The 21,491-nt window shown below is 53.9% G+C and carries 16 protein-coding genes; 2 read left to right on the forward strand and 14 right to left on the reverse strand.

Annotated features, from left to right (window positions below):
* Nucleotides 1–10: 10 nt before the first annotated feature.
* The 3 genes from VNL73_10265 to VNL73_10275 all read right to left on the reverse strand — a co-directional run bounded on the left by VNL73_10265 (nucleotide 11) and on the right by VNL73_10275 (nucleotide 6,839).
* Entirely contained in the window at nucleotides 11–3,193 is a 3,183-nt protein-coding gene (locus VNL73_10265; protein HXF49789.1) for a hypothetical protein, read from the reverse strand.
* 501 nt (nucleotides 3,194–3,694) lie between these two features.
* Nucleotides 3,695–6,520 (reverse strand): sigma 54-interacting transcriptional regulator, encoded by a 2,826-nt coding sequence (locus tag VNL73_10270; protein HXF49790.1) that lies wholly within the window; start codon nucleotides 6,518–6,520, stop codon nucleotides 3,695–3,697.
* 16 nt (nucleotides 6,521–6,536) lie between these two features.
* Nucleotides 6,537–6,839 (reverse strand): hypothetical protein, encoded by a 303-nt coding sequence (locus VNL73_10275; protein HXF49791.1) that lies wholly within the window; start codon nucleotides 6,837–6,839, stop codon nucleotides 6,537–6,539.
* 314 nt (nucleotides 6,840–7,153) lie between these two features.
* Between VNL73_10275 and VNL73_10280 the strand changes: the two genes are divergently transcribed.
* Both VNL73_10280 and VNL73_10285 read left to right on the forward strand, forming a co-directional pair.
* Nucleotides 7,154–8,782, forward strand: coding sequence for a helix-turn-helix domain-containing protein (locus VNL73_10280; protein HXF49792.1), 1,629 nt, complete (start codon nucleotides 7,154–7,156; stop codon nucleotides 8,780–8,782).
* 163 nt (nucleotides 8,783–8,945) lie between these two features.
* Nucleotides 8,946–12,383: a dockerin type I repeat-containing protein gene (locus VNL73_10285; protein HXF49793.1), complete on the forward strand. Its 3,438-nt coding sequence runs from the start codon at nucleotides 8,946–8,948 to the stop codon at nucleotides 12,381–12,383.
* Nucleotides 12,384–12,455: 72 nt separating this feature from the next.
* On the opposite strand, the gene VNL73_10290 is transcribed toward VNL73_10285, so the two are convergent.
* The 11 genes from VNL73_10290 to VNL73_10340 form a co-directional block, all read right to left on the reverse strand.
* A complete protein-coding gene (locus VNL73_10290) occupies nucleotides 12,456–13,139 on the reverse strand; it encodes a hypothetical protein (protein ID HXF49794.1) in 684 nt (227 codons plus the stop codon).
* A 1-nt stretch (nucleotide 13,140) separates the two neighbouring features.
* Entirely contained in the window at nucleotides 13,141–13,971 is an 831-nt protein-coding gene (locus tag VNL73_10295) for a hypothetical protein (protein HXF49795.1), read from the reverse strand.
* On the reverse strand, nucleotides 13,968–14,630 hold the full coding sequence (locus VNL73_10300) for a hypothetical protein (GenBank protein HXF49796.1): 663 nt from the start codon (nucleotides 14,628–14,630) through the stop codon (nucleotides 13,968–13,970). The genes VNL73_10295 and VNL73_10300 overlap by 4 nt, the downstream gene beginning before the upstream one ends.
* A 4-nt stretch (nucleotides 14,631–14,634) precedes the next feature.
* A complete protein-coding gene (locus tag VNL73_10305) occupies nucleotides 14,635–15,807 on the reverse strand; it encodes a fibronectin type III domain-containing protein (GenBank protein ID HXF49797.1) in 1,173 nt (390 codons plus the stop codon).
* Nucleotides 15,807–16,517, reverse strand: coding sequence for a hypothetical protein (locus VNL73_10310; GenBank protein HXF49798.1), 711 nt, complete (start codon nucleotides 16,515–16,517; stop codon nucleotides 15,807–15,809). The genes VNL73_10305 and VNL73_10310 overlap by 1 nt, the downstream gene beginning before the upstream one ends.
* Complete coding sequence (locus VNL73_10315) at nucleotides 16,517–17,353, reverse strand: hypothetical protein (protein ID HXF49799.1); 837 nt, start codon at nucleotides 17,351–17,353, stop codon at nucleotides 16,517–16,519. The genes VNL73_10310 and VNL73_10315 overlap by 1 nt, the downstream gene beginning before the upstream one ends.
* Entirely contained in the window at nucleotides 17,350–18,045 is a 696-nt protein-coding gene (locus tag VNL73_10320; GenBank protein ID HXF49800.1) for a hypothetical protein, read from the reverse strand. The genes VNL73_10315 and VNL73_10320 overlap by 4 nt, the downstream gene beginning before the upstream one ends.
* Nucleotides 18,045–19,223 carry a DUF6754 domain-containing protein gene (locus VNL73_10325; protein HXF49801.1) on the reverse strand — a complete coding sequence of 393 codons (1,179 nt, stop codon included), beginning with the start codon at nucleotides 19,221–19,223 and terminating at the stop codon, nucleotides 18,045–18,047. Before VNL73_10325 ends, VNL73_10320 begins: the two co-directional genes overlap by 1 nt.
* A gap of 179 nt (nucleotides 19,224–19,402) precedes the next feature.
* Complete coding sequence (locus tag VNL73_10330; protein HXF49802.1) at nucleotides 19,403–19,975, reverse strand: redoxin family protein; 573 nt, start codon at nucleotides 19,973–19,975, stop codon at nucleotides 19,403–19,405.
* A gap of 11 nt (nucleotides 19,976–19,986) precedes the next feature.
* Nucleotides 19,987–21,150: a hypothetical protein gene (locus VNL73_10335; GenBank protein ID HXF49803.1), complete on the reverse strand. Its 1,164-nt coding sequence runs from the start codon at nucleotides 21,148–21,150 to the stop codon at nucleotides 19,987–19,989.
* The gene (locus tag VNL73_10340) at nucleotides 21,143–21,424 is read right to left on the reverse strand and encodes a hypothetical protein (GenBank protein ID HXF49804.1); all 282 of its coding nucleotides are present in this window, start codon (nucleotides 21,422–21,424) and stop codon (nucleotides 21,143–21,145) included. The genes VNL73_10335 and VNL73_10340 overlap by 8 nt, the downstream gene beginning before the upstream one ends.
* Nucleotides 21,425–21,491 lie beyond the last annotated feature (67 nt).

Consider the following 21,491-nt stretch of genomic DNA (forward strand, 5'->3'; position numbering starts at 1 on the left):
TAACGGTTCTCTAACACGGGAAATCCATGTCTAAGAACACGGCGTTCAGTTCCAACACCACGTCGGCTGGGCTTAAAGTTCCGGTGCAGTCCAAGTCGCTGAAGGACAGGTCGCAGTCCCCGGTTCCCAAAAATACGCACTGGAGCATCAACACCACGTCGGCCGGAGTTAAATCCAGCGTGGCGTTCAGATCCCCTTTCAGTTTGCGGGCGACGAAAAGCTTATTGGTTGGCACCAAAAGCATTTCGCTTGAATCCACCTGTACGATGTGGATGCCGAACTGGTCCTGCAAATCCCGTATATGGGGTATCCGCCGCGACGGATAGATTTGGTACGCCACGTAGTGAGTCACCGTGTCGTACACGGGCTCCGGCACCTGCCCGGGGATCTGCTTCCGGGTCGGGGTCATAAAGTAGCGCGCCGCCAGCGAATCGATCCGTTCGAACGGATTGGCCGGGTCCATCAGGTCAAACTGGTCTTGCAGGAGCACCGGCCGCTTGATCGTCCGCGCCTTTTTAATCCGGTAGGACTTGTAGTGATCCAGCCGGTCCGGCGGATTGTGCGGGAATTTCCGCGTGGGAACGAGAAAATGCCGCAGGAGATCGACCCGGACGGTATCGGTCTGGAATTGATTCTGGAACACCACATGCAAACCCTTTAAGAGGTTGTTCCCGAAAGCCCGGTACCAGGAAAGATGGTCGGTCGTATCCACCACGTTGAAGGTGTCTGCCCCGGTGGCGTCGAAGACAATCTTCTGGGTCGGGTTGGACAGGTATAGGATGCTGTCGAATCGCACCGTGCTATCCTTCAAGAACTTCGCGAACTGATCCCGCACATATACCGACCGGAACTGCACCGGATTATCCTGATGCAAAACCCGCCAAGTCTTGTAGTGATTGCGCCCCGTGTCGGGTTGCGGCGGTTCGCAGGCATCGTCATTTCCGTTGCCGTTGCCGTCCCCCAAACAGGCCGGAACCGTGCTGCCTCCGTAAACGGACTGGCACGTCCCCACCGGAACCGAATCGCAGACCTGTACTCCTGTTGGGTCAATATAACAGCAGGCCTCCTCCGGCGGCGGCGGGAAGATTACTTTCAGCTTCCTCGTCGGCACGAGCAAGAGCTCGGCACTGTCGACTTGGACGACATGGATGCCAAACTGGTCCTCGAGATCCCGTATATGGGGTATACGCCGCGTGGGAAAAATCTGATACGCCACGTAATGGGTTATCGTATCGTAAACTGGATCCGGCTGCTGCCCTGGAATCTGCTTCTGCGCCGGGGTCAAAAAGAAGCGCTCCTTCAAGGAATCGATGCGCTCCGGCAGGATTGGCGGCGGACCCATGCGGTCAAACTGGTCCTCCAACTCAATCGGCTGCCGCAAGGTCTTTGCTCCCCGTATCCGGTAGGCCTTGTAGTGATCCAGCCGGATCGGCGGATCGTGCGGGAACTTGCGGGTGGGAACGAGCAAGTATCTCAATCGATCGATGTTGACCGTATCATGACCAAACTGGTTCTGGTATTCTATCCCCAAAAGCGTATCCCTACCGATTGCCCGATACCAAGAAAGATGGTCATTCGTGTCCAAAACGGGATAAGTAACAGGCCCGTTCGGGGTAAAGACCGTCTTTCGAGTTGGATTGGACAGGTATTTAATGGTGTCCAGAACCAAATTGTCCTGCATAAGCTGGTCTTGGACAATCACGGTTTGCGGAAGAATCTGATCTTGCTGGATTACTGTCCAGGTTTTGAAGTGGTTCGGCCCGGTGGTCGGCGGCCCGTCGCAGGCGTCGTCCACGCCGTTGGCGTTGCCGTCACCCAGACAGGCCGGAACAACCGTGCCGCCATAAACGGACTGGCAGGTTCCCGCCGGCACCAGTGCGCACATCAAGCTCCCTGCTGCGCCGGTGAAACAGCAGGCCTCATCCTGCGGCGGTGGCTGGAATCTTATTTTGCAAGTGGGCACCAAAAGAAACTCGCTTTGACGAACCTGAACAATATGAACGCCAAATTGATCCGCGATATCCCTGATCTGCGTATTCGGACGCTTGGGAAATATTTCGTAAGCAACGAAATGAGTCAGCGTGTCAAACGCCGGTTCCGTGTTTTTCTGGGTAGGCGTCAAAAAGTAGCGCGGTATAAGGGTATTAATAAACTCCGGAGTCTGGTCGAATTGATCCAGCAACTGCACAGCCCGCGGAAGCGGTTGCGGATTTCTAATCCGATACGCCTTGTAGTGGTCCAAAAGTTTGGGAGGATGGTGCGGAAACTTCTGGGTGGGAAGCAGGAAATATTCCACCGAGTCGATGAGAATCGTGTCCCGTTGGAATTGATTCTCGAATTCGACCTCCAAATTTGCAGGATTTCCCCTCGCCCGGTACCAGGAAAAATGCTCGGCGGTATCGGCGACGTTGAAACAGCGAATAACTCCGGGTTGCACCTCCACGCACTTTTGAACCGGGTTGGAAAGATACAGGATGCTGTCTAAAACAAGATTATCCTGCATAAACTGGTCCCGCGCGACTACCGTTCGGGTTACGATGGGATCTTGCTGGAAAACGCTCCAGGTCTTGAAGTGACCGGGATCAATAACGGTATGTACCACCGCGGTGAGTTGGCCGATGACCGTATTGAGCCGGCGGCTGGTCAAGGGAATGTTGGTGCCGGGCGGTGTGGTCCAGCTGGCGCCCGGCTGCGGCGGAATGCACAGCAAATTGCCGTTGATAACCCGCACGGGTATGTATTGGTTGCCGGGAAAACCGGTGTACACATCATCCGGCTGTCCGGGAGGAATCGTCCACGGTGCTTGTTCGAACGAGATCTCGGTGAAAACATCAAAGAACGAATTGACACCCGAGGTTTGCCCTGTCGAAGTGGTTCCGGGAGTAAGATGCACTCCCACTCCGCCCCCCATCGGGTTCATTCCGGTCAACTCCAAGGCCAGCATTTCGGTCTGGATGGGATTCGGCGGAGTGTTAAGGGTTCGAACCATCGTGGGACCCATGAGCCGCAGCGACACCGGCTGCGGTCCAATTTGGGCCTGCAAAACGGCATCGGTGGGAAACCGGAATTGGCCGGGCGCCGTATAGCAGCATTGTCCCGTCCCCGGCTGTCCCCAAACCGTTGCCCCGACGGCCAAGGTCATCACGAGGGTTAACCCGAGAATAACGGCCATTCGACTGGACTTTAGAAACATACGACTACTCATCTCATACCTCCTGCATTTTTCGGTTGGCGCCCCGGACTCCGGGGCGCCGTGCTGTTTGAATGGAACACCCCTGTAAAACTTTTTGACAATACTCACCCCTTGCCGAGTTTCCTCTGAGCCAAGAAAACTCGCGCCTCCTTTTGCACCTCCTTCACGAAGGATGGTTGTTCACTCTTGGAACCAAGGACGCTCCCTTTTTCAAACTTGGGACAAAGCTCCCTCGTTCTTTGCCCAATAATTAAGGTACCGTCCCCACCCTATGGACACACCAACAGACCTTTTACAAGCAATTAAAATCTAACTTCCGTCAATGCCTTTTGTCAAGAATTTTTTTGCCTTAACAAGACTAAAGTTGTAATTCTATGGAATTCAACGGGTTTTGGATGTTGCTTATAATTGAACCGTGGTGGAGAAACCCTATATATGGAGTCCAAACAACCTAATGTTGGCTAAGAAACTAACTCTGAGGATAATTCAGCGGTTATAAAGCTACTCCGCGTCGACGATGCCGTATTTCTCCATTTTATAGCGGAGCGTAGACACGGGAACGCCGAGAATACGGGCGGCTTGGGCTTTTACCCCGCGGGCTGATTCCAGAGCCCGGGCGATTTCCTCTTTTTCAAAAAGACAGACCCGTTCTTCGAGCGACCCTCCCCAGTTGAAGGAAAGCCCCGATTGCCGAGGGAAAAACTTTTCGGAGAGCATCTCCTTCGTGGAAGTGCCTCCCGGAGGAGTCAAAGCCACCAGCCGGGACAGTTCATTGGCCAGCTCCCGCACGTTACCGGGATAATCATAGGCAAAAAGGAAACGCAAGACTTCCGGAGAAAGTGTCGGTACCGGCCGGTGGGCCTGTTCCGAAGCACGCCTTAGCAGGTAATCGACCAAAATGGCTATATCTTCCCGCCGCTCGCGGAGGGGGGGGAGGGTTACATTGATGGTGTTCAACCGGTAATATAAATCCTTGCGGAAAAGCCCGGCATCGACTTGGGCCTTAACGTCCCGGTTGGTGGCGGAAATGATGCGAATATCCACTTTGCGCGGCCGGGTCTCTCCCAGACGGAAAAACTCCTTTTCCTCTAAAATTCGCAGAAGCTTCACCTGCATGGAAAGAGGAATTTCCGCCACTTCGTCCAAGTATAGAGTTCCCCCATCCGCTTCTTCCAAAAGCCCTATTTTATCCGCCAAAGCCCCGGTGAAAGCCCCCTTTTTGTGACCGAAAAGTTCCGATTCCAAAATCGACTCCGGCAACGCCGCGCAATTGACCGCCACAAAATGCCCCTTCTTGCGGGAGGAGGAGTAATGAATCGCCTTGGCCAAAAGGTCCTTCCCCGTACCGGTCTCTCCTTCAAGAAGAATGGGCAGGTCGGAATCCTTGACCTGCTCGAGACGGGAAAGCATCCGCTGCATGACCTCGGAACGCGTAATGATGTTTGGAAACACGGCCGTTTCTTCCAGCTGAGTAAGCAGCTTTTGCGTGGTAGCGGCCAGTTCGTCGTGATCCTTTTCAAGAAGCTTGAAAGCCGCCAGATCGGCAAAAGCCACCGCAAAACAGAACTCCTTTTCCAGAAACACGAGCCGATCCGCCGCCCCTTCACGCTCCAAAAACAAAACGGCATACCGGTAGCCCGAGGGAAGAAAAGGAACGGTTATGAACGAGGCCGGCTTTCCCCCGCCCCCGATGGATAGGGCCGGCTTATCGGATTTCAACTCGCCGGTCTCTACCTGCAAAACCTTTTCAGTAACTTCTTTTTCCTCGACCCCCAGACCCCAAAAGTTGGTCTTTTCATCCCGGCTTTTCTGAACCAGCAAAGCCACCTTGCTGGCACCTGTTTTCTTTTCCAGAAAACGAAGCAGGCCTTCTATGTCCCCTTTTTTGAACGCCTCCGCACCGGTAGGGTCGGCAGTGACCAAACGAAACAGTCGGTATTCGTTTTCGTTGGAAACGGCCCGGGCGGCCAGTTTCTCCTCCAGTTCCAGAATCTTTGCTTCGGACTCCGGGTCAGTCCTCATTCCGACCCATACTCCGAGCGCCAGATCCAACGCACCGCGGGCCTCAAAACCGCGAGCCGCGGTTTTCTGTGCCTCACGGACCATGGCCGCAGATTTCAAACTTTCCCCCAGCCGCACGGCACGGGCCAGGAATCCGGCCGCTTCCTCCAAGGAGAAGCAGCCGCTTTGCAACGCTTCGATATAAGCCCGGAAAAGTTCCCGCCGTACCTTCAAATCCTTGAGGAGGGCAATGCTTTCCGTGAAATATCGGCGGCTTTCCACCAGATCGCCGGTAGCCGCCGTAGTACGGCCGAACACCCGGAGCAACGCGCCGATTTCAATCCGCTCTCCCAAACGAGTCGCAACGGCGTAAGCGGTTTGAGCAAAACGCCGGGCGCGTTCAAAATCGTTCCGCAAAACCATCAACTCTGCATACAGTCGGTAGGTCTGAGATACAAGCGCGGATTCCGGTGCAATCCGCTCACCCAACTCAACCCCTTTCTTATAAAGCTCTTCCGCCCCCTCATAATCCCCCTGTGCCGTTTTCAACTCCCCGCTAAACTCGTACCAAATTCCCATCTCGCGCGTGGCGTTTGTGGCCACGATTTTGGCATAGGCATCGGAGAGAAATTTTTCAGCTGTGGACAAATCCCTTTTGCAAAGATAGGCGTGGCCAAGGGAAAGCAAGTCCCGGGCAACCCCCAAATCATCCCCGTGCTGCGCGTTTACGGCACAGGAAGCCGCAAACCGCTCTATGGCAACATCCCACTCCCCAAAAAGCACCAGAATCCGACCTTGGTTGGCAGATAGAATGGCCACGCGCTTAGCATCCCCCAATCGGTGGGCCAACTCGATTCCCTCGGAGAGAGTTTCCTGAGCTTTCTGAAAATCAAAAGTGATGAAATAAACAGCGGCAAGACGGTTCAAGGCATCCACAGCTCCGGCCAAATCCGATGCCCGGCGGAAACCGAAAACGGCCTCCTTCAACTGTTGTTCGGCCTCTTTCAGGTTTCCCTGCGAGGTTTCCACCAAGCCGAAAATGTATTGGGTTTGCGCTGTTTGGCGGTGTTCCCCCGTGTTTTTGAAGAACTCGTAGGCCTCGGTGGCTTTCTGGCGGGCCCAAGCATAATCACCAATGGAATGGCTTACCAACGCCTCCAGATAGCAAAAACGGGCCCATTCAGCCGTATGGGGAACTGGACGGAAAGTATTGACCAGTTCCCCCAGCTCCGCCTTGGCTTTTAGATACTCCCTTTTCTCAACTAAAACCTCCACCGCCTCCAGTTGGCGAACCAAGGCGGTGGCAGGCTGCCTTTCGTTATCCATTCGGTCGATCTGGTTTTCAGTTCTCGACTTTTTTCCTGCCGGTAACCGGTTTTGCGGACCCATCGGAAGGCAGGTTCACCCGAACGATGTAATATCCGCCCATCGGTGCCGGCCGAACGATGAAAATGCTCTTCGCCGGAGAAACGGTCGAAGAACTGCTTGCCGAACTCCTGCTGTTGCCCGTGCCTCCCGTTTCGCCCTCTCCCATATTGCTGTTACCCCACGGATATTCCTCTCCTCCACCTCCACCCCAAAGCAATTGGAAGGTGCAAACAAGCAAAACCACCGTCCCCAAAACCGCCAGCCATCTTTTAAACATAAACCTTGCTCCTTGGAGATTGATTAAAGCTCAACAACTTTCTGGCTTTTAACACAAAAGCCATCCCCTGCCTTGGTGTTGCGGGGCAACTTTAGTATCCGTCCTACCCATCGTCAAAAGTATATACGCAGACATCTCAAAATCTTATAATTATAATATTAACCTTCCGGTTTCAAAAAGCAAGGAGAATCTTTAACACCCTTCCATTGGCAACCTCCCATGGCTGGCCTAAAAAGTGATTGACAGCGATTCGTGCTTGGTTATCATAATGGTGCAGGGGTACCCCACACCCGGCAGGAACAAAGAGGGACGGTGTGCGCAAAAATAGCAGGAACTCCGAACACCAAAATAAAGTGGACAATCTCGTTCATCTTTTAAGCCGGGCGGAAAGCTGCCTGCAGGCCAAGGAGTACCACGAGGCCTTGGAGTACTTGGACCGGGCCAGCCGCAGCGGTCCAATCCAATCCGCTTCACCCGAAACGTATCGCTTCCATTACCTGCGAGGGTTGGCGTTTTTCTGGCAAGGGAACCAAAGGGCGGCCTGGGAGGAGGTCGAATCGGCGTTCGGGGCTTTCAAACGCGTACATCCCTCGTTTACACTGCCGAAGCCGGAGGAGCTTCCGGCCTTCGCCGCAAAAAATCTCAAGGCCCTGCGGGCTATAGAAGTGGCCCTTTTTGAAGGGCTGGAGGGCCGAAGCTCGGAGGAAACCGCCAAAAATCGGGAGCGTCTCGAGCGTCGGATTTTTGAGATTTCCGCCTCCCTCGAAAACCTGACCCCCCTATCCAAACTCCACCAGTTGGCCGGCAGCATCCTGCGGCATTTGGGAAAACTTCCGGAAGCCATCGAGCACTTGGAATGGGCCGCCACCGGTTTCCGCCTTTCACGGGACTGGGCCTCGCTGGCCGAAACGCTGAATAGAATTTCGCTCGTGCATATGGCCGGAGGGGAATTGCAAACCGCCATTCAGATCCTGGAGCAGGCCCGGCATTACAGCTTGAAAGCGAAAAATCACTATTTCGAGCTAATTCTACGCTCCAACGTAGCCCTTTGCCAGTTGCTGGCCGGCGTGTGGCGAATCCCCCTCTCCTCCCTGCCGGATGTGCTTGCGGAAAGCAAAAAAGCCGGTGATTTCCCCCGCTACACAACCACGCTGCTTTTATGGGGGCAGGCAAACCTGCTGGCGGGGCGGGTGAAGGAATGCCGAAAGGCTCTGACGGAGGCGAAAAATATATGTTTGGAAAAGAAACTCCTGGGTGTTTTAAAGTTCAGTTATGGATTTCTGGCCGACCTGGCCATGGCGGAAAACCAACTGGAGGAGGCCGAAGCCCATCTTAAAAAGGTTTTGGAAGTCTCCGAAACGTCGGCGCCAAGCAGCGGGCCGATGGGGGAGGCCTGGCAAAAATTGGGGGAGGTTTATGCCGCCCGCCGGGAATACGACCGGGCCATGAAGGCTTTTGCCACAAGCCAGGAGCATCTTTCCAAACACCCGGAAAAGCTGGTGGAAGGGGCGGTCTGGCGCGGAATCGGAGTTTGCCATCTCAAAACCGAACAGTTCCGGCTGGGCCAGAAGGATTTTAAAAAGGCCTTTGAAGTTTTTGAATCCTGCGGCAACGAATGGGAACAGGCCAAAACGGCGGTTCTGGCGGCGGAGTGCGGAGCTTTTGCGGCCGCAGAAATTTATCCCAAACTGGTTTGGGCCAAGGAAATCTTCAAAAAACTGGAGCATCCCGCTTGGCGCAAAAGGGCCCAGGCCTTTTTGGAACAGCGGGAGGAACGGCCCGCGAATGTCCCCCTCCGAGTGGCCCACCGGCTGGCCGAAAAAGAAGAGATTGTCAAGGCCCTGGCGGAAACGAACGGCAACATTTCCCAAGCCGCAAAAAAACTGGGCGTTCTCCGCCAGACCCTGCAATACAAGATTAAGCAGTACAAAATAGACGCCTGAACCCCCTGCAAAAAATTTTGCACTAAGTGCAAAATTTTTTGCATTGCCATTCTCCCAAAGCCGGCCTTCCTTACGGGTACATATGGATAGCTCACATACGGAGAAAATGAGCGTATTATTAATTAGAAAGAGGTCTCCCCACGCCCCAAATCGCGGAGGATCTATGCGAGCAATCATCCTGTTCATTTTCGCCGTTTCGTTCGGCCTGTTTTCGGAATCTTTCGCCCTGCCCAAAAGCAAGGTTCCTGAACCCGCATCCGTAAATCGACAGCCCGCCAAAATCCAGCCTGCCCGTCCCATACCAATCGTCGTTGATGACGACGTGGTAAGAGAAAACAGTTTGCCGCTTGATCCAGCCCAAAGTTACCGCTATCTCGGTCCCAGGCAAATAGAACAGTCCGCCTCGCCGTACGTGGACGTGCGGGTCGGCATTCCGGAGACCCCCGGCGGCAACAACCACATGCGAAGGCAGGTGGCTTTGAGCCCCACCGGCACCGTCCATATGGTCTACGGCATATATGATGTTGATTCCACCGGCACTCCGGACTCCGCCCGCAACTTTTTCTACTTCTACAACGCCTATGACTGCGGCAACTCCAACGCGCTGCGCAACGGCAGCTTGGACGTGCCGATCCGCGATTCGTTTCCACCGACCGACCTGCGCCCCCGTTTTGTCAATCAGGGCGGCCTTTTTATTCCACCCGGAACAAACACTCCTGTCGTATATGGCAATCAATACATTTTGCTTACTGATACCCCTCCATTGGGCGACGTCTCCTTTCGCGGTTGCGCCACCATGAGAGACAGTGCCGAATGTCTCGGAATGTTTTCAATGGATACGACAATGAACATTTCCACCACTCGGCGGCATCCGGTAAACTATCCTTTAAACGAATCCGTCTGGGTGGCCACCTATCGGGCCGGGAATACTCCTAATGCGATTTCCTTCACTTATACCACCGACCGCGGGTTGACTTGGTCTGCGGACGCTATTCTGCCCACCTACAGCCCCTGGTTTAACTCGGTTGAGATAACCGGGCGGGGCAATACCGTTTATGTGGTGTCGATGGCCGACCCCAACGACCCGAACGCCTTCACCACCACCGAACGCCCCTGCTATTTAAAAGGCACCTATAATCCGGCCACGGGGGCCTTGACTTGGGGCACCATCACCGACATTACCGGCGATTTTGAACTCCCCGGTTTTTTGGGAAATATGATTGATATCTCGGCCATAATGGTGGGTGATGTCTTGCACGTTTTATGGACCGATTGGAATAACTTTCTGGGTGCCGGCGGTCCCGGCCCGGGCGGCCATGTTCACCACGCCGCCGTTTTTCCGGATGGAACCGTGCAGGGGCCGCATAAAATAACGGACATCAATGTGGACGGCCGCCTGCCCGACCGTTCTGGCACACTCTTTGGATTTGCCGTCTGCAACTGGCCGATGGTTTCGTTGGCCTACGATACAACCCAAGACTATCTCTTCGCTCTCTGGTCAGCCCCGCCCGACGATGGCAACTACGGCTGGGGAGATTATGAGCAGTATGGCGTTATGGCTTGCTATGACATTTTTACGGCCACCTCCCCGTATGCTTCCTATTATCACGGCATTATCTGGGATGATGCCCGCAACGTCACCCAAACCAACAACCCCGGCTGCGATGGTTCTCCCGGCGACCCCTGCCATCACGAAGACCAGTTTGAAGTGGCGGCGATTGCCAACGACACGCTTTGGGTGGTGGCAATGGTGCAGCGCTATCCGGGATTTCAGGAAACCGCCGTTCGCTCCGGAATTACCCCCGACCCTGGTCCCTTCACAGAACAGTATGACGTCTTTCGGCTCTACAAAGTCCCGGCCAGATATAATTACTGCCACTTAAGCTGTGGTGATTTGGGAACACCTCCGGGAGACACAACCAAATTTTACCAAATCCAACTGCAGCCGCGGGGAGGAACAAAGAGCTTTAATTTGAGATTGGTCAACATCAGCCTTAACGATACGTACCTCGATAGCGTAACCTTGGATACCGGTTTGAACGATGGTTATCTGGTTGTGACTACCAATGCAGTTTTCGGAACCCTTGTTACGGTAGGCGGTCATTACGATTTCCAAGTATTTATGAATACGGATGGCGTCGGTTCAGCCAATATCGGCGCCCGCAGCGGTCTTCTCAAAGCCTACACCCACTACGGTTCTCCTCCCAGCTACAGAATACTCCCAATCAACATTACTGTGTATGTCGTACCAACGCTTTGCCTTAACCGGAAAACCGTCATTCACTCTGCCACCAACCATACGGAAGTAGGGAATCAGGGTTCCATCAAGGATCAAGGTGGATTGGGTATGTACTATCCGGTCAACGGCCACGATAATTTTTACGACGGCGGCGTTTGGGTGGCTTGGGATAACAACATTCCGGATGGCCGCACCAACTGCGCCGACGGATTCCCACGTAAGGTGACCCGACAGTTGTTTGGCGACAAGTACCTGCGCTGTCTTACGGACGCCGTTTTGGATTCTGTTCCAGGAACGGGTTCGTATTACAATCTGTACTTGAAATCCATTGCCGCCGAATTGCAGGATTCAACCATCGTCTGGCAGAATATCTGGGAGCAGTCCACCCATCCCGATTCCTCCGATTTTCTTATCCAAACAACCCGGATCATCAACATCGGCAACGACCCGATTGACAGCGTGGCGATGGGCGTAATCTACGATCTGGACGTTCAGGTAGACGGCGTGGTTTCCGCCTCTGAAAACGTGGGAGGAGATACCACCGTTTCCCACCTCGGACGCACGTGGTGGCTGGGATGGGTGGCCGGTAATGATGTGGTGGTCGATACCTGTGCACCGGGAGCTTATGCTTATGGCTTTGTGGTCGTTCCGGGCACTATCGGCAATCCAGGTGATTTCGTCGGCCCGCGTGGAGCAGTAGTTTATCAGCAGGCCGGTTTCTCCTACAACATCGGATGCGAGAATCCGAACGGTGGGGACTCGCTATTCGAGCGCTATGCCTGGAATCTTGTAGGTACTCACAGCACAGAAAATCCAGCCGACGACACGCTGACCGGAGTGTTCCAACGATGTCTATCGGGAAACGCCTATCGTCGCGATATGGGGTATATGACCGTCGCCAAAAAAGTTTATAACCTGCCCCCCAACGGCGGCGGCAATGCACTCGTGGCCCGCTACGGGCTGGATGCGCTGGCCGCCGCCGTGGATACTTTCTTTTCCGGTCCCGGCGAAACCTATACCATTATTCACGTCGCTTCCTCAGGCGGCGGCTTGGCCGGTCTGATGAACAACGCGGTCAAAGGCATCGACTGGTATGTCGACCACTCCGATGTCCAGGTCGGTACCAGCCAGACCCGCTTCCGCGGCGATTTGAACAACGATGGGCAGCTATCACCGGCGGACGTGGTTTTGGAACTGAACTATGTTTTTTCGAACGTGGATATGTACAACGGAACGGCCATCCCCCTCTGCGTGGCGGATTTGAACAACACGGGGGATTTATCCCCCGCCGATATTGTGCTGCTGCTCAACGGGACTTTTACCGGCGGCGATTGTCTCGGCTGCCTCAAACCCTGTTTTTAACTCCTGAAAGGGAGCGTTTAACAAAAAAGCCCTTCCGCCAAAGCGGAAGGGCTTTTAGTTGTTTGGGTGCTTTCAAAAAATCATCCCCAGCCAGTCCCTCAAAAACTCAATCCGGCCGATGAGGAGCGAAAGCCGCCCCATCACCGTATAGCCAAAGGTGGCCCCGAAGCCGATCATCAAAAACCAGATTCCCAGCTTCGCCGTCCCGCCAAAAAACCCCTTGTGCTCCTTGGAAAAGAAAAAATAGGCCAGCCCGGAAAGCGAGCCGACGATGATAAGTAAATTGTTGAAAGCGGCCTGAGATGAAACGGAAACGAATGGAAAAGGAAAGGCGCCGAAAACCAAAACGTTTCCTTTCAACTGCTCGTACATGTAGGTCTGCACGGAAAGGGGAATCAAAACCCCCGCCGAGACGCCGAGCACGACCGCCATTGACCAGCGGGACAGAACCGCAAGGTTTCCCCCCACCAACCGGAAGAGCATGAAGATTGAAAGTATCAAGTTGGAAATGACAAAAATTGTGAGTTCGGTGCTCAATCCCGCGCCGGTTACCAAGGCCACCGTCGGGTCCAGCCAGAGCGGCTTGAAGGTGTCGCGGAAAAGCAGAATCATCCAGTAACCGTTGGAAACCCCCACCACCACATGCTCGGCAATTTTGTAGAGCGGGTTGTCCTTATATAGAAAGGAAAAGATGCAGAGGGTGAAAAAAACCGCCAAAGTCGTCCAGATGACTTGCACCAAGGAGGTCTCCGGCATCCTACTTTTTCTCCCGCGTGGTAAAATAGGCAAAATTCCCCAAAATCACCAGAATGATGATGGCCAGATGGGCGAACGACTGAATGTCCATCCGGAGCGTGGCTTTAGCCGCCTTTCCCTTGATGCCGACCATCTGTTCGTATTCCGCCGCCCCCTTTAATCCCCCCATCAGGGCGAAGAGCTGGCCGGACTGGTAGTAGGTGTAGTAATCGGTGGCCATGACGGCGGTCACCCCCAGTGCCAACGGAATGTTGTAGCGGCCGTGAGCCGAACGGATCCAGTAATCGGCTCCCGAAACGGCGGTCATTGAAACAATCATCTTCGTGTCGGAATAGTTTTTCAGCCCCCGCATCAACGGCAGCTCATCGAGCTTCGTGCCATAGTAGTCGGTGGGAAACGATTTGCGGAAATCCTCCCCCATGTTCAATATAACCGTTTCCGGATACGGCTTGTATCCCAAAAAGACGTAATCTTCGCCGTATTTTTTCCCCATTTCGCGGGCAATCAAGGTCAAATCCTGCTCGGCTTGCGCCACACCAAGCTGAAAGAGCCCCGAAGCGACTACTTTTACGTTTTTCCGAAAAACCTGGCGCAAAAAGGTGTGCGCCATCGGCTGCACCTCCGGGATGGTGGCCGGATCGTACTCCGGGGCGTAAAAAACGACGTCCCCCGGTTTCAAGGCCTCCACGGCGTCGTACAAAGCCCGCACCTCGCGGGTGGCTTTGATGGGCAGCCCGATGAAAAAGAAAAAGGGGATGACTATGGCCACGCCTGTGATCAAAAAAATCCAGCGTCGGTCGATTTTCAAAAGCTTTTGGAAAAACTCCTTCACCGTCCTCCTCCCAGCCAGGCCCGCTCAATCCCCAGAACCATCTTGAGCGAAAGGGAAAGTATGCCCAGTCCCACCCCGACGATGATGGCCCGCTTGGCCGCCGCGTTCGGCACGGCCATAATCCAATCCGCCAAATCGGAAATCCAGTCCCCCAAAACAAACGGGCCGATTGGCACACGCCCCAGCATCACCACCACGGCGGTCAAAAGCAACAAAGTTGCGATTACACTGCGCGCCCGGAAGGCCCGAAAGGCGGCCGAGGCGATGAAAAAAGCCAAAAGGGCAAACATGGTCGCCTGCACGGGGGTCAAAACGTAGTTGTACAGATTGAGGAAAAACGATCCTTCCACCCGGTCACCGGTTCCCAAGAAAGATCCCAAGTTGACTTTGGCCGGCAGAAACCCGGACGCGGCCATCATAAAGAAAAACGCGACCAAAATATAACTGTAACCATACCCCGGCTGGCGCCGGCTTATTTTGGCAAAGTGCAAGGATAAAAGCGAAACGATGCCCAAAACCAAGGCCACCGCCCCCACCACCTGCACGGTCTTGTTGAGGTTCTGATAAATTAAAGCCGGCAGCTCGTGGGGAACGAAAAACTGCACGGCCATAAAAACGCCGCATACCAGCATAATCAATAAGGGAATCTCTTTTCTCATCGGCTCACTCGTTAATCATAAGTTTCTTGAAGAATCCGAAGAAATGGATTTTATTTTCCAGTAAAACTGAAATGACACCCACAAAGGAAAGCCCGGCGAAAATCACCTTACCCCAGTCCTGCCCTTTGATGGAACCGACCTGCTCCGGCTCCTTGGACAGATAGGCCGAGGCGGCAAACATCTCTTCGCCGATGAGTGTAAAATCGCATGCCACGATGAAGAAAGACATTTGAATCAACTGATCCGTGCCGGCAATTTGAATGGAGCCCGCCTCGAAGCCGGTCTCCGCCAGCATCAAGGACTCGGCGTAAAACTGTCCCAAATAGAAGTTGGTGGCCGGTTTTTCCCGCAACATGATCCCGTTCACCGCCGCAACATAGGGGAACTGGTCTTGGGCGACAAAAAAAACGTCTTTTTCATTGTAGGCCTCCGGCCGCCCGGCATTGAGATAGGCCCCCTTGACCACGTCCTGGCAGATGGAAAAAACGATCGGATCATAACAGGGGACGATGAGCTTGGTCTGGTACTGCGCCGTTTTTTGCGCCACCCGCCCCAAAACGGAAAAAGCCGCCATCGTTGCCGCCTGGGCGGCGTCCCCCAACCCGCAGATGTAAAGAATCGGCCGCCCCATCTCGGTCGCCCGGCCGATCCCCTCGTCAATGGCGTCAATTCCGGCAATCGGCCGAATGTATAACTCTTTCTTTCCCGCCAGGAATATATTGTAAAGGATGAAAACGATCACCAAAACCATCCAGATGAAAATTCGGATGTACGCCGGTTTGGTGTTCCACCAAGAACCTTGCGGGACAACCGGCCCGGCCGCTTCCGACTCCGCAAAACTGCTGTCTAAGGCATATGCGCGGATTTTGAAGTAATAGGGCCGGCCGTTTTCCAAGCCGTCCTTGGCCGTGGCGGAGGCGGCTCCAAGGGAAGCCGTTCCGATCGGGACAAAGGGGGAATCGGCGGCGGGAGCGGCCAGGATTTGATACCCGATGACCGGGTTGGCTGCCCGTTCTTCATCCGGCGACACTTTCCAAGTCAGGTCAACCTGTTTACCGGCATCGTCGGGCGTATCCACGGCTTGAACGTCGGAAACGGGCGCGGGCGGGGTTTGGGCCGAAGCAAACAGGAACAAAAAAAGCAAAACCGGCGGGAGAAATAAAAGTGGTTTTCGCATCAGCCGAGCAAATGTAACCAATCCCGCAGCAAAAAGTCAATACGCCCGATGAGAAGCGACATGCGCGACATTACGGTGAGCCCAAAAGCCGCCCCGAAGGTCACCATCAAAAACCAGATTCCCACTTTGGCCGCCCCGCCAAAAACCCCTTTATGCTCTTTGGAGAAAAAGAAATAGATGACCCCCGTCAAAATTCCCGCAACCAGAACGATGTTGGTGAGGGATTGCCCGAGCGATGCTCCCCAATTCAGGCTGCCGTCCAGATATTGCGGAGCCCAGAGGGGGAGAATCGACTCCTTTACTTGTTTCATGATGTTGGTCTGCAGTTCGCCGATTAGCCGCAGCCCGGCGATGGAACCGATGACGAAGGCCAGCGGCCAGCGGGAAATCCAGCCCGCTTTGGGCAAAAGCCGCATCAACATCATTACTCCCAATGCCGCGGCAATCAAATTGAACCATTGTCCCGAAGCCAGGCTTCCGGTCTGCCGGTAGTAGGCCAAAGCCGAATCGGTCAATTCACCGGTAAGACCGATTTTATCGGTCAACTGGGGAAGCAAACTCTGATAGAAGATGGAAACGAACCAGTATCCGGCTGAAACCCCGATGAAAACCGATTCGCAGAACTTGTAAACCGGGTTGTCCTTGTACACGAAGGACATGATCCCGAGCGTGAGCACGCCGGCGATTGTTATGGAGATCATCTCCGGCACTATCTTTTCCTCCGGGAAACAAAAAAGGCGATGTTGCCCAAAATTACGAAAAGCATGACGATTAGATGGGACACGGATTGGGCTCCCATAAAGGAAATCCCCTTCCCCGGCTGGCTGGAAACCGTTTCGTACTCGGCCGCCCCCTTCATCCCGGCCAAAAGCCCCAAAAGCTGCCCACTGCGGAAATAGGGGTAATTTTCCGGCGCCTGCACGGCGGTGTTGCCGGCGATCATTTTCGACCCGGAACGATCCACGCAGAACTGCACCCATTCCCGCGTTCCGGGAAAACCGGAAGAGAAATTGATGATAAAATCAAAGTTCTTGTAATTCTTAACTCCCTTCATGATCGGCAGGGAGGCCGTTGCATTCCCTTTATAGTCGGACGGAAAGGTGGAAGGAATGTCCGAGTTCATTTTCTGGATGACTACATCCTCCCCCGCCATAAACCCCAGATTGGCATAATCCGCGCCGTATTCCAGCTTTTTGTTCGCAAAGCGGGGATCCTTGAGGGCGGACGCGAGCGCCTTTTCCGCCTGTTGCGGCCCCTGGGGCCAAAGGCCGATTACCACCAGCTTGCAATTTTTGGTGAAAAGTTGTTTGAAAGTTGCCTCCGCCATCGGCTGCAGTTCCGGCGAAGAAGGGGGATCGAAATCGAAAGAGAGTAAAACCTTCGACCCCGCTGGCAGGTTCTCAATCGATTCATAATACGCCCGGCCCTCGGGAGAAACGGGTATCGGCTGGTGGATGGTGAAAAAAAGCGGCAATGCCAAAGCCAGAAAGATGAACGCGAAGATGATCCGCCGGTCCAAAAGGGCAAACTTTTCCCAGAAGTTCACGCTTCCCCCCCCAAGTGTGAGCGCTCAATCCCCAAAATCAGCCGGAGCGAGGTGGAAATGATTCCCAGGGCAATGCCGATCTGAATCGCCCGCTGGCCGGCCACCTGCGGGACATTGCGCACCCAGTCGGCGACATCGGAAATCTGCCACCCCTGCGGCAGCCAGCCGAAAAGCACGTTGCCGACCGGCACGCTTCCCAGCATTACGACGAAGCCGGCGAGAAGCAGAAGCGTGGCCTGAAAGCTGCGCGCCCGGAAAGCCCGAAACGAGGCCGAGGCGATAAAGAAGGCCAGCGTGGCGAACATGGTGGAGGAAAGCGGGGCATAAACGTAGGTGTAAAACCAGTCGAACGAAGTCCCCGGATACTGAAACTTACGTGCATGCTCGATGTAGCTGTCCCCGGCCGGGCGGTTTTCCCAAAGGGGAAAGAAAAACCCGGCGATGGAGATGGCCAGAAAGGAAACGATGATGATGCCCGCATACCCCCATCCCTTTTCTTTTTTGTAAATCTTGTCCAGTGAAACTTTTAAGAGATTCAAAATCCCGAGCCAGATGGCAAACGCCTTGATCACCTGGATCCAAGAGGCGGATACATTCTCCAGCGAGAAGAACGGTTCGTGCGGGATGAAAAAGCGGACGATGAAAATGAGCCCGACGACGCTGGTGATGAAAAGAGGTATCTCCCGCCGCATCACCGTACCAGAAAAAAGTTGGTGTAGGCCGTCACCCAATCGGCCGGGAAAAACCCGGCGGATTTCAGGGTGGCCAGAATCGCCCCGATGGAAATGGCTGCCATGGTTACGAATTTGCCGACGTCCTGCCCTTTCAGCGATCCCAGAAGCCGCGGCTCCTTGGACAAATAGGCGGAGGCGGCAAAAAGCTCTTCTCCAATTAGGGTGTAGTCACAGGCCACCACAAAGAAGGGCAACTGCGCCGGCTGGGCCGTCCCGGCAATTTGGATGGCGCCGATGGAGTTCCCCGTTTCGGCGAAAATGAGCGATTCGGCAAAAAAGGCCCCCTGATAGAAGACCGCTGCAGGCCGATCCCGCAGCATCATCCCGTCCACCGCGGCGGCAAAACCGAATTGGTCTTCGGTAATGTAATGAATGTCATCCTCCCGGTAGGCATCCGGACGCCCGGCTTTGAGAAACGCCTCCTTGACGACTTCGCGGCAACTAACCATTACCATCGAGCGGGCGTTGGGGACCTCCAGCCGGGTTTCGTACTCCGCCGCCAGTTTGGCCACCCGCCCCAAAAGCAAAACAGCGGCTATGGTCTGGACGTTGTCCATGTCCTGCCGCCCAGGAATGAAAACCACTTTCTTTCCCATTTCGGTCGCCCGTCCGACCGCGTTGTCCACCTCTTCCAACCCGGCGATTTTGCGGATGTACAGCTCCCTTCCGGATTGGGCCTTGTAAACAAAATAAAGGATGGAAGAAACCAGGAGGATTACCGCAATCAGGGCATTGATCCGTTCGGTGTTGAACCACTGGGCTTTGGATTGCGCAGGCCCGCCGATTTCCGATTCGGCAAAAGCGCCCCCGGGCCCCAGAACCCGGACTTTGTAGTAGTAATCCGTTCCGTTTTGGGGCACATGGTCGGTGAAGAGCGTGTCTCCTTTGGCGGCCGAACCGGCCGGTTCAAACGGTCCAACGGGCGAAGCGGCGCGCAGGATTTGATACCCTTCCACTCCTTGGTCCCCCTTTTTGTCGGAAGAAGAAAGTTTCCAAAAAACCAATAGACTGGTTCCTTTGTCATTTGGGGCATCCTTTGCCCGGACGCCGGTCGGGGGCAAAAGCCCCTGCCCCGCCGTACCGGCGGCAAGGAAAAGCGCCAAACCAATTCCGCAAATGGCCGTTTTGATTTTCATATCAAAAAGAAAAGCCACCCAAAAAGGTGGCGACCAATTTTATTCCGACTGCCGCTTTCGTGGGGCGAGAGCTTCAGTCGTTCTATCCGATTCTTTCTCAAACGCCTCCCCACCGGTACCTCATCTTGGCGGCCAAAAAATACCCGCCGCCCCAAGGGCTGTCAAGGAAAACTTTGAGCCTACGGCGTGAGATAAGCCCGGCAGAGCTTTTCGGCCACTTCGGCGAAGTTGTTCTGTTCCTCCGGTTCGCTGTTCGGGCCGGAGAGATAAACAATCCGGCGCAAGCTGTCCACCATCACCTTGAAGGGACTTATCGAAGGCACACCCAGATATTCCAGGGTAGCGGAATCCAAGGAGGCCATCGGGAAGGTAAGTTCGTAATCCGTTGAAAACTCGTCGGCCCAAAGAGAATCTGCTTCCCGAACAATGCCGAGCACGAAAAACCCCCGGGGGGAGAATTTTTCATACAGCTTCTCCCACACTTCCGCTTCCTCCAGGCAGGCACTGCAGTCCTTCGGGCTTAAAAAAACCAAAAGAGAGAGGGCCGGCTGATAGCTGGCTGCCCCTTTTTTCTGGAGCGTCAACTGGCAAATCGGTGAATTGGCGGAGGAGAGCCAGAGCAAAGCCCTATCGGAACCTGTCCTCTGCTGCACCTCCATCCGACTTGTCTCCAATCGAAGGGCTCGGTTTTGCTTCAAGAGCAAAAGATTAAAAACCGCCAAGGCAAGGAGCCCCGCGATTGCCGCCGTCATCCACACGCGCCTCATTTCTTGGTTGGTTTGCTTTGGGCGGCCGCTTTTGGTGTAGTGAACGACTTCAAATTCAACCTATACTTTCCCAAAACTACGGGCCCATCTTTTGGATTTTCCAGTGTGCCCGGGGCAAGAGCAAACCATAGATTATCTTTATCGTCCACACACAGAAACCGATGAGGAGTATGCAAACCTGCCGCTATCATATTTCCTTCCCGATCGTAGATGTCCACAAAAAAACCGCCGTCATATTTTCCTTCCGGGTCATAGCTTTTGACGAACGGTTTTCCCTTTTCTCCGGCCAACATAACCAGCAGAACATAGCCGCTCTGGGTGGCGGCGCATCCTACCGTTGGTGTCCAGGTTTTCAGCCATTTGTACCACTTTTTCCCGGAACCAGAAAATTTCAATCTGTCCGGAGGTGTAAAAAGTGGAGATTGTCCGATAATTTCTTTTTTTTGGGTCCCGTCGACACCGTAATGAAAGACTTTGTAAAAAACAGGGAAAGTACACCAAATGTCACCCATTGAGTCAACATCGAGGAAGGTCATGTCAATGTACGGCTCGTTGTACTTTTTATCCAAAAGTAGAAACTCTCTTAGCAACTTGCCGTTTTTGTCGAAGGTATGCAAAAAATTCGGTTTGGGGTAACCAATTCCCGCTCCAACAATTTCACCAGTAGGGCTTAAGTCTACGCGAACCACTCCCGTTGTCCAAGATCTTTCCAGTAATCCGGTTTCCGTGTTCGCTATATTAGCAACGTTTTGCAGGCCCCCCTTTTCATCAAAAAACAGAAGTCGCGCCATTGAATTAGCGATAATACGTCCTTTATTGCCTTCGGCATGATCGATTAGGATTTCCCTGTCAAACAGCTTCAACTTATCTGCTTCATGGAGAAACCGGCCGTCCGCGGAGAAAATTTTAAGCCCCACAAAGCCCTCGTAAGGCATATCTATGACCGAAATCCTTCCGGTAGGACCAACCTCTGCCGCCCAAAGAGCAAGAAAATTAAGCTTAGTATCGTGGATGGTGACCTTTCCTGCGGGGACAAAAAAATCGCCAAATTTACCGGCCGTTTCTGCCAGATCATAAACGGCACAAATCAAAATGACCAAAACCAGACCCCGATAAAGAATCGGGGTCTGGTTTTTCCCCAGCAGCAGGCGGTTAATCAACAAACAGGCCCTCGCGGCTTAGTTCGATTGTCGTTTCGGACTTGCCAAACCAGATGGTGATCTCCAAACAATTCGCACCGCCGATTTGGCATCCGACAACGTTTCCAAATTTATATCCAATGCGAGCGTTAATATGAAACCTTCTCGACTCGGCCTTGTTGATAACTTCTTGGCCTTCCATCAACCCCTTCACGTTCACTCCGCCCAGCACCAAAAAAGCCGCCACCAAAAGGCCGACAGCAACCTTTCCAAATGTCCATTTCCGTAAAAACATAATTCCTCCTTTTTCGTTTTGCAACCGGTTAAAAGTTCAAATTTTTTTGCTTCCATCTGACCGTTTA

This window comes from Verrucomicrobiia bacterium (assembly GCA_035574275.1).
Classification (GTDB): Bacteria; Zixibacteria; MSB-5A5; order DSPP01; family DSPP01; genus DSPP01.

Coding starts and splice junctions, on each gene's coding strand:
- VNL73_10265 (HXF49789.1), bottom strand. CDS start 3,193: ATGTTTCTAAAGTCCAGTCGAATGGCCGTTATTCTCGGGTTAACCCTC.
- VNL73_10270 (HXF49790.1), bottom strand. CDS start 6,520: ATGGATAACGAAAGGCAGCCTGCCACCGCCTTGGTTCGCCAACTGGAG.
- VNL73_10275 (HXF49791.1), bottom strand. CDS start 6,839: ATGTTTAAAAGATGGCTGGCGGTTTTGGGGACGGTGGTTTTGCTTGTT.
- VNL73_10285 (HXF49793.1), top strand. CDS start 8,946: ATGCGAGCAATCATCCTGTTCATTTTCGCCGTTTCGTTCGGCCTGTTT.
- VNL73_10290 (HXF49794.1), bottom strand. CDS start 13,139: ATGCCGGAGACCTCCTTGGTGCAAGTCATCTGGACGACTTTGGCGGTT.
- VNL73_10300 (HXF49796.1), bottom strand. CDS start 14,630: ATGAGAAAAGAGATTCCCTTATTGATTATGCTGGTATGCGGCGTTTTT.
- VNL73_10305 (HXF49797.1), bottom strand. CDS start 15,807: ATGCGAAAACCACTTTTATTTCTCCCGCCGGTTTTGCTTTTTTTGTTC.
- VNL73_10320 (HXF49800.1), bottom strand. CDS start 18,045: ATGCGGCGGGAGATACCTCTTTTCATCACCAGCGTCGTCGGGCTCATT.
- VNL73_10325 (HXF49801.1), bottom strand. CDS start 19,223: ATGAAAATCAAAACGGCCATTTGCGGAATTGGTTTGGCGCTTTTCCTT.
- VNL73_10330 (HXF49802.1), bottom strand. CDS start 19,975: ATGACGGCGGCAATCGCGGGGCTCCTTGCCTTGGCGGTTTTTAATCTT.
- VNL73_10340 (HXF49804.1), bottom strand. CDS start 21,424: ATGTTTTTACGGAAATGGACATTTGGAAAGGTTGCTGTCGGCCTTTTG.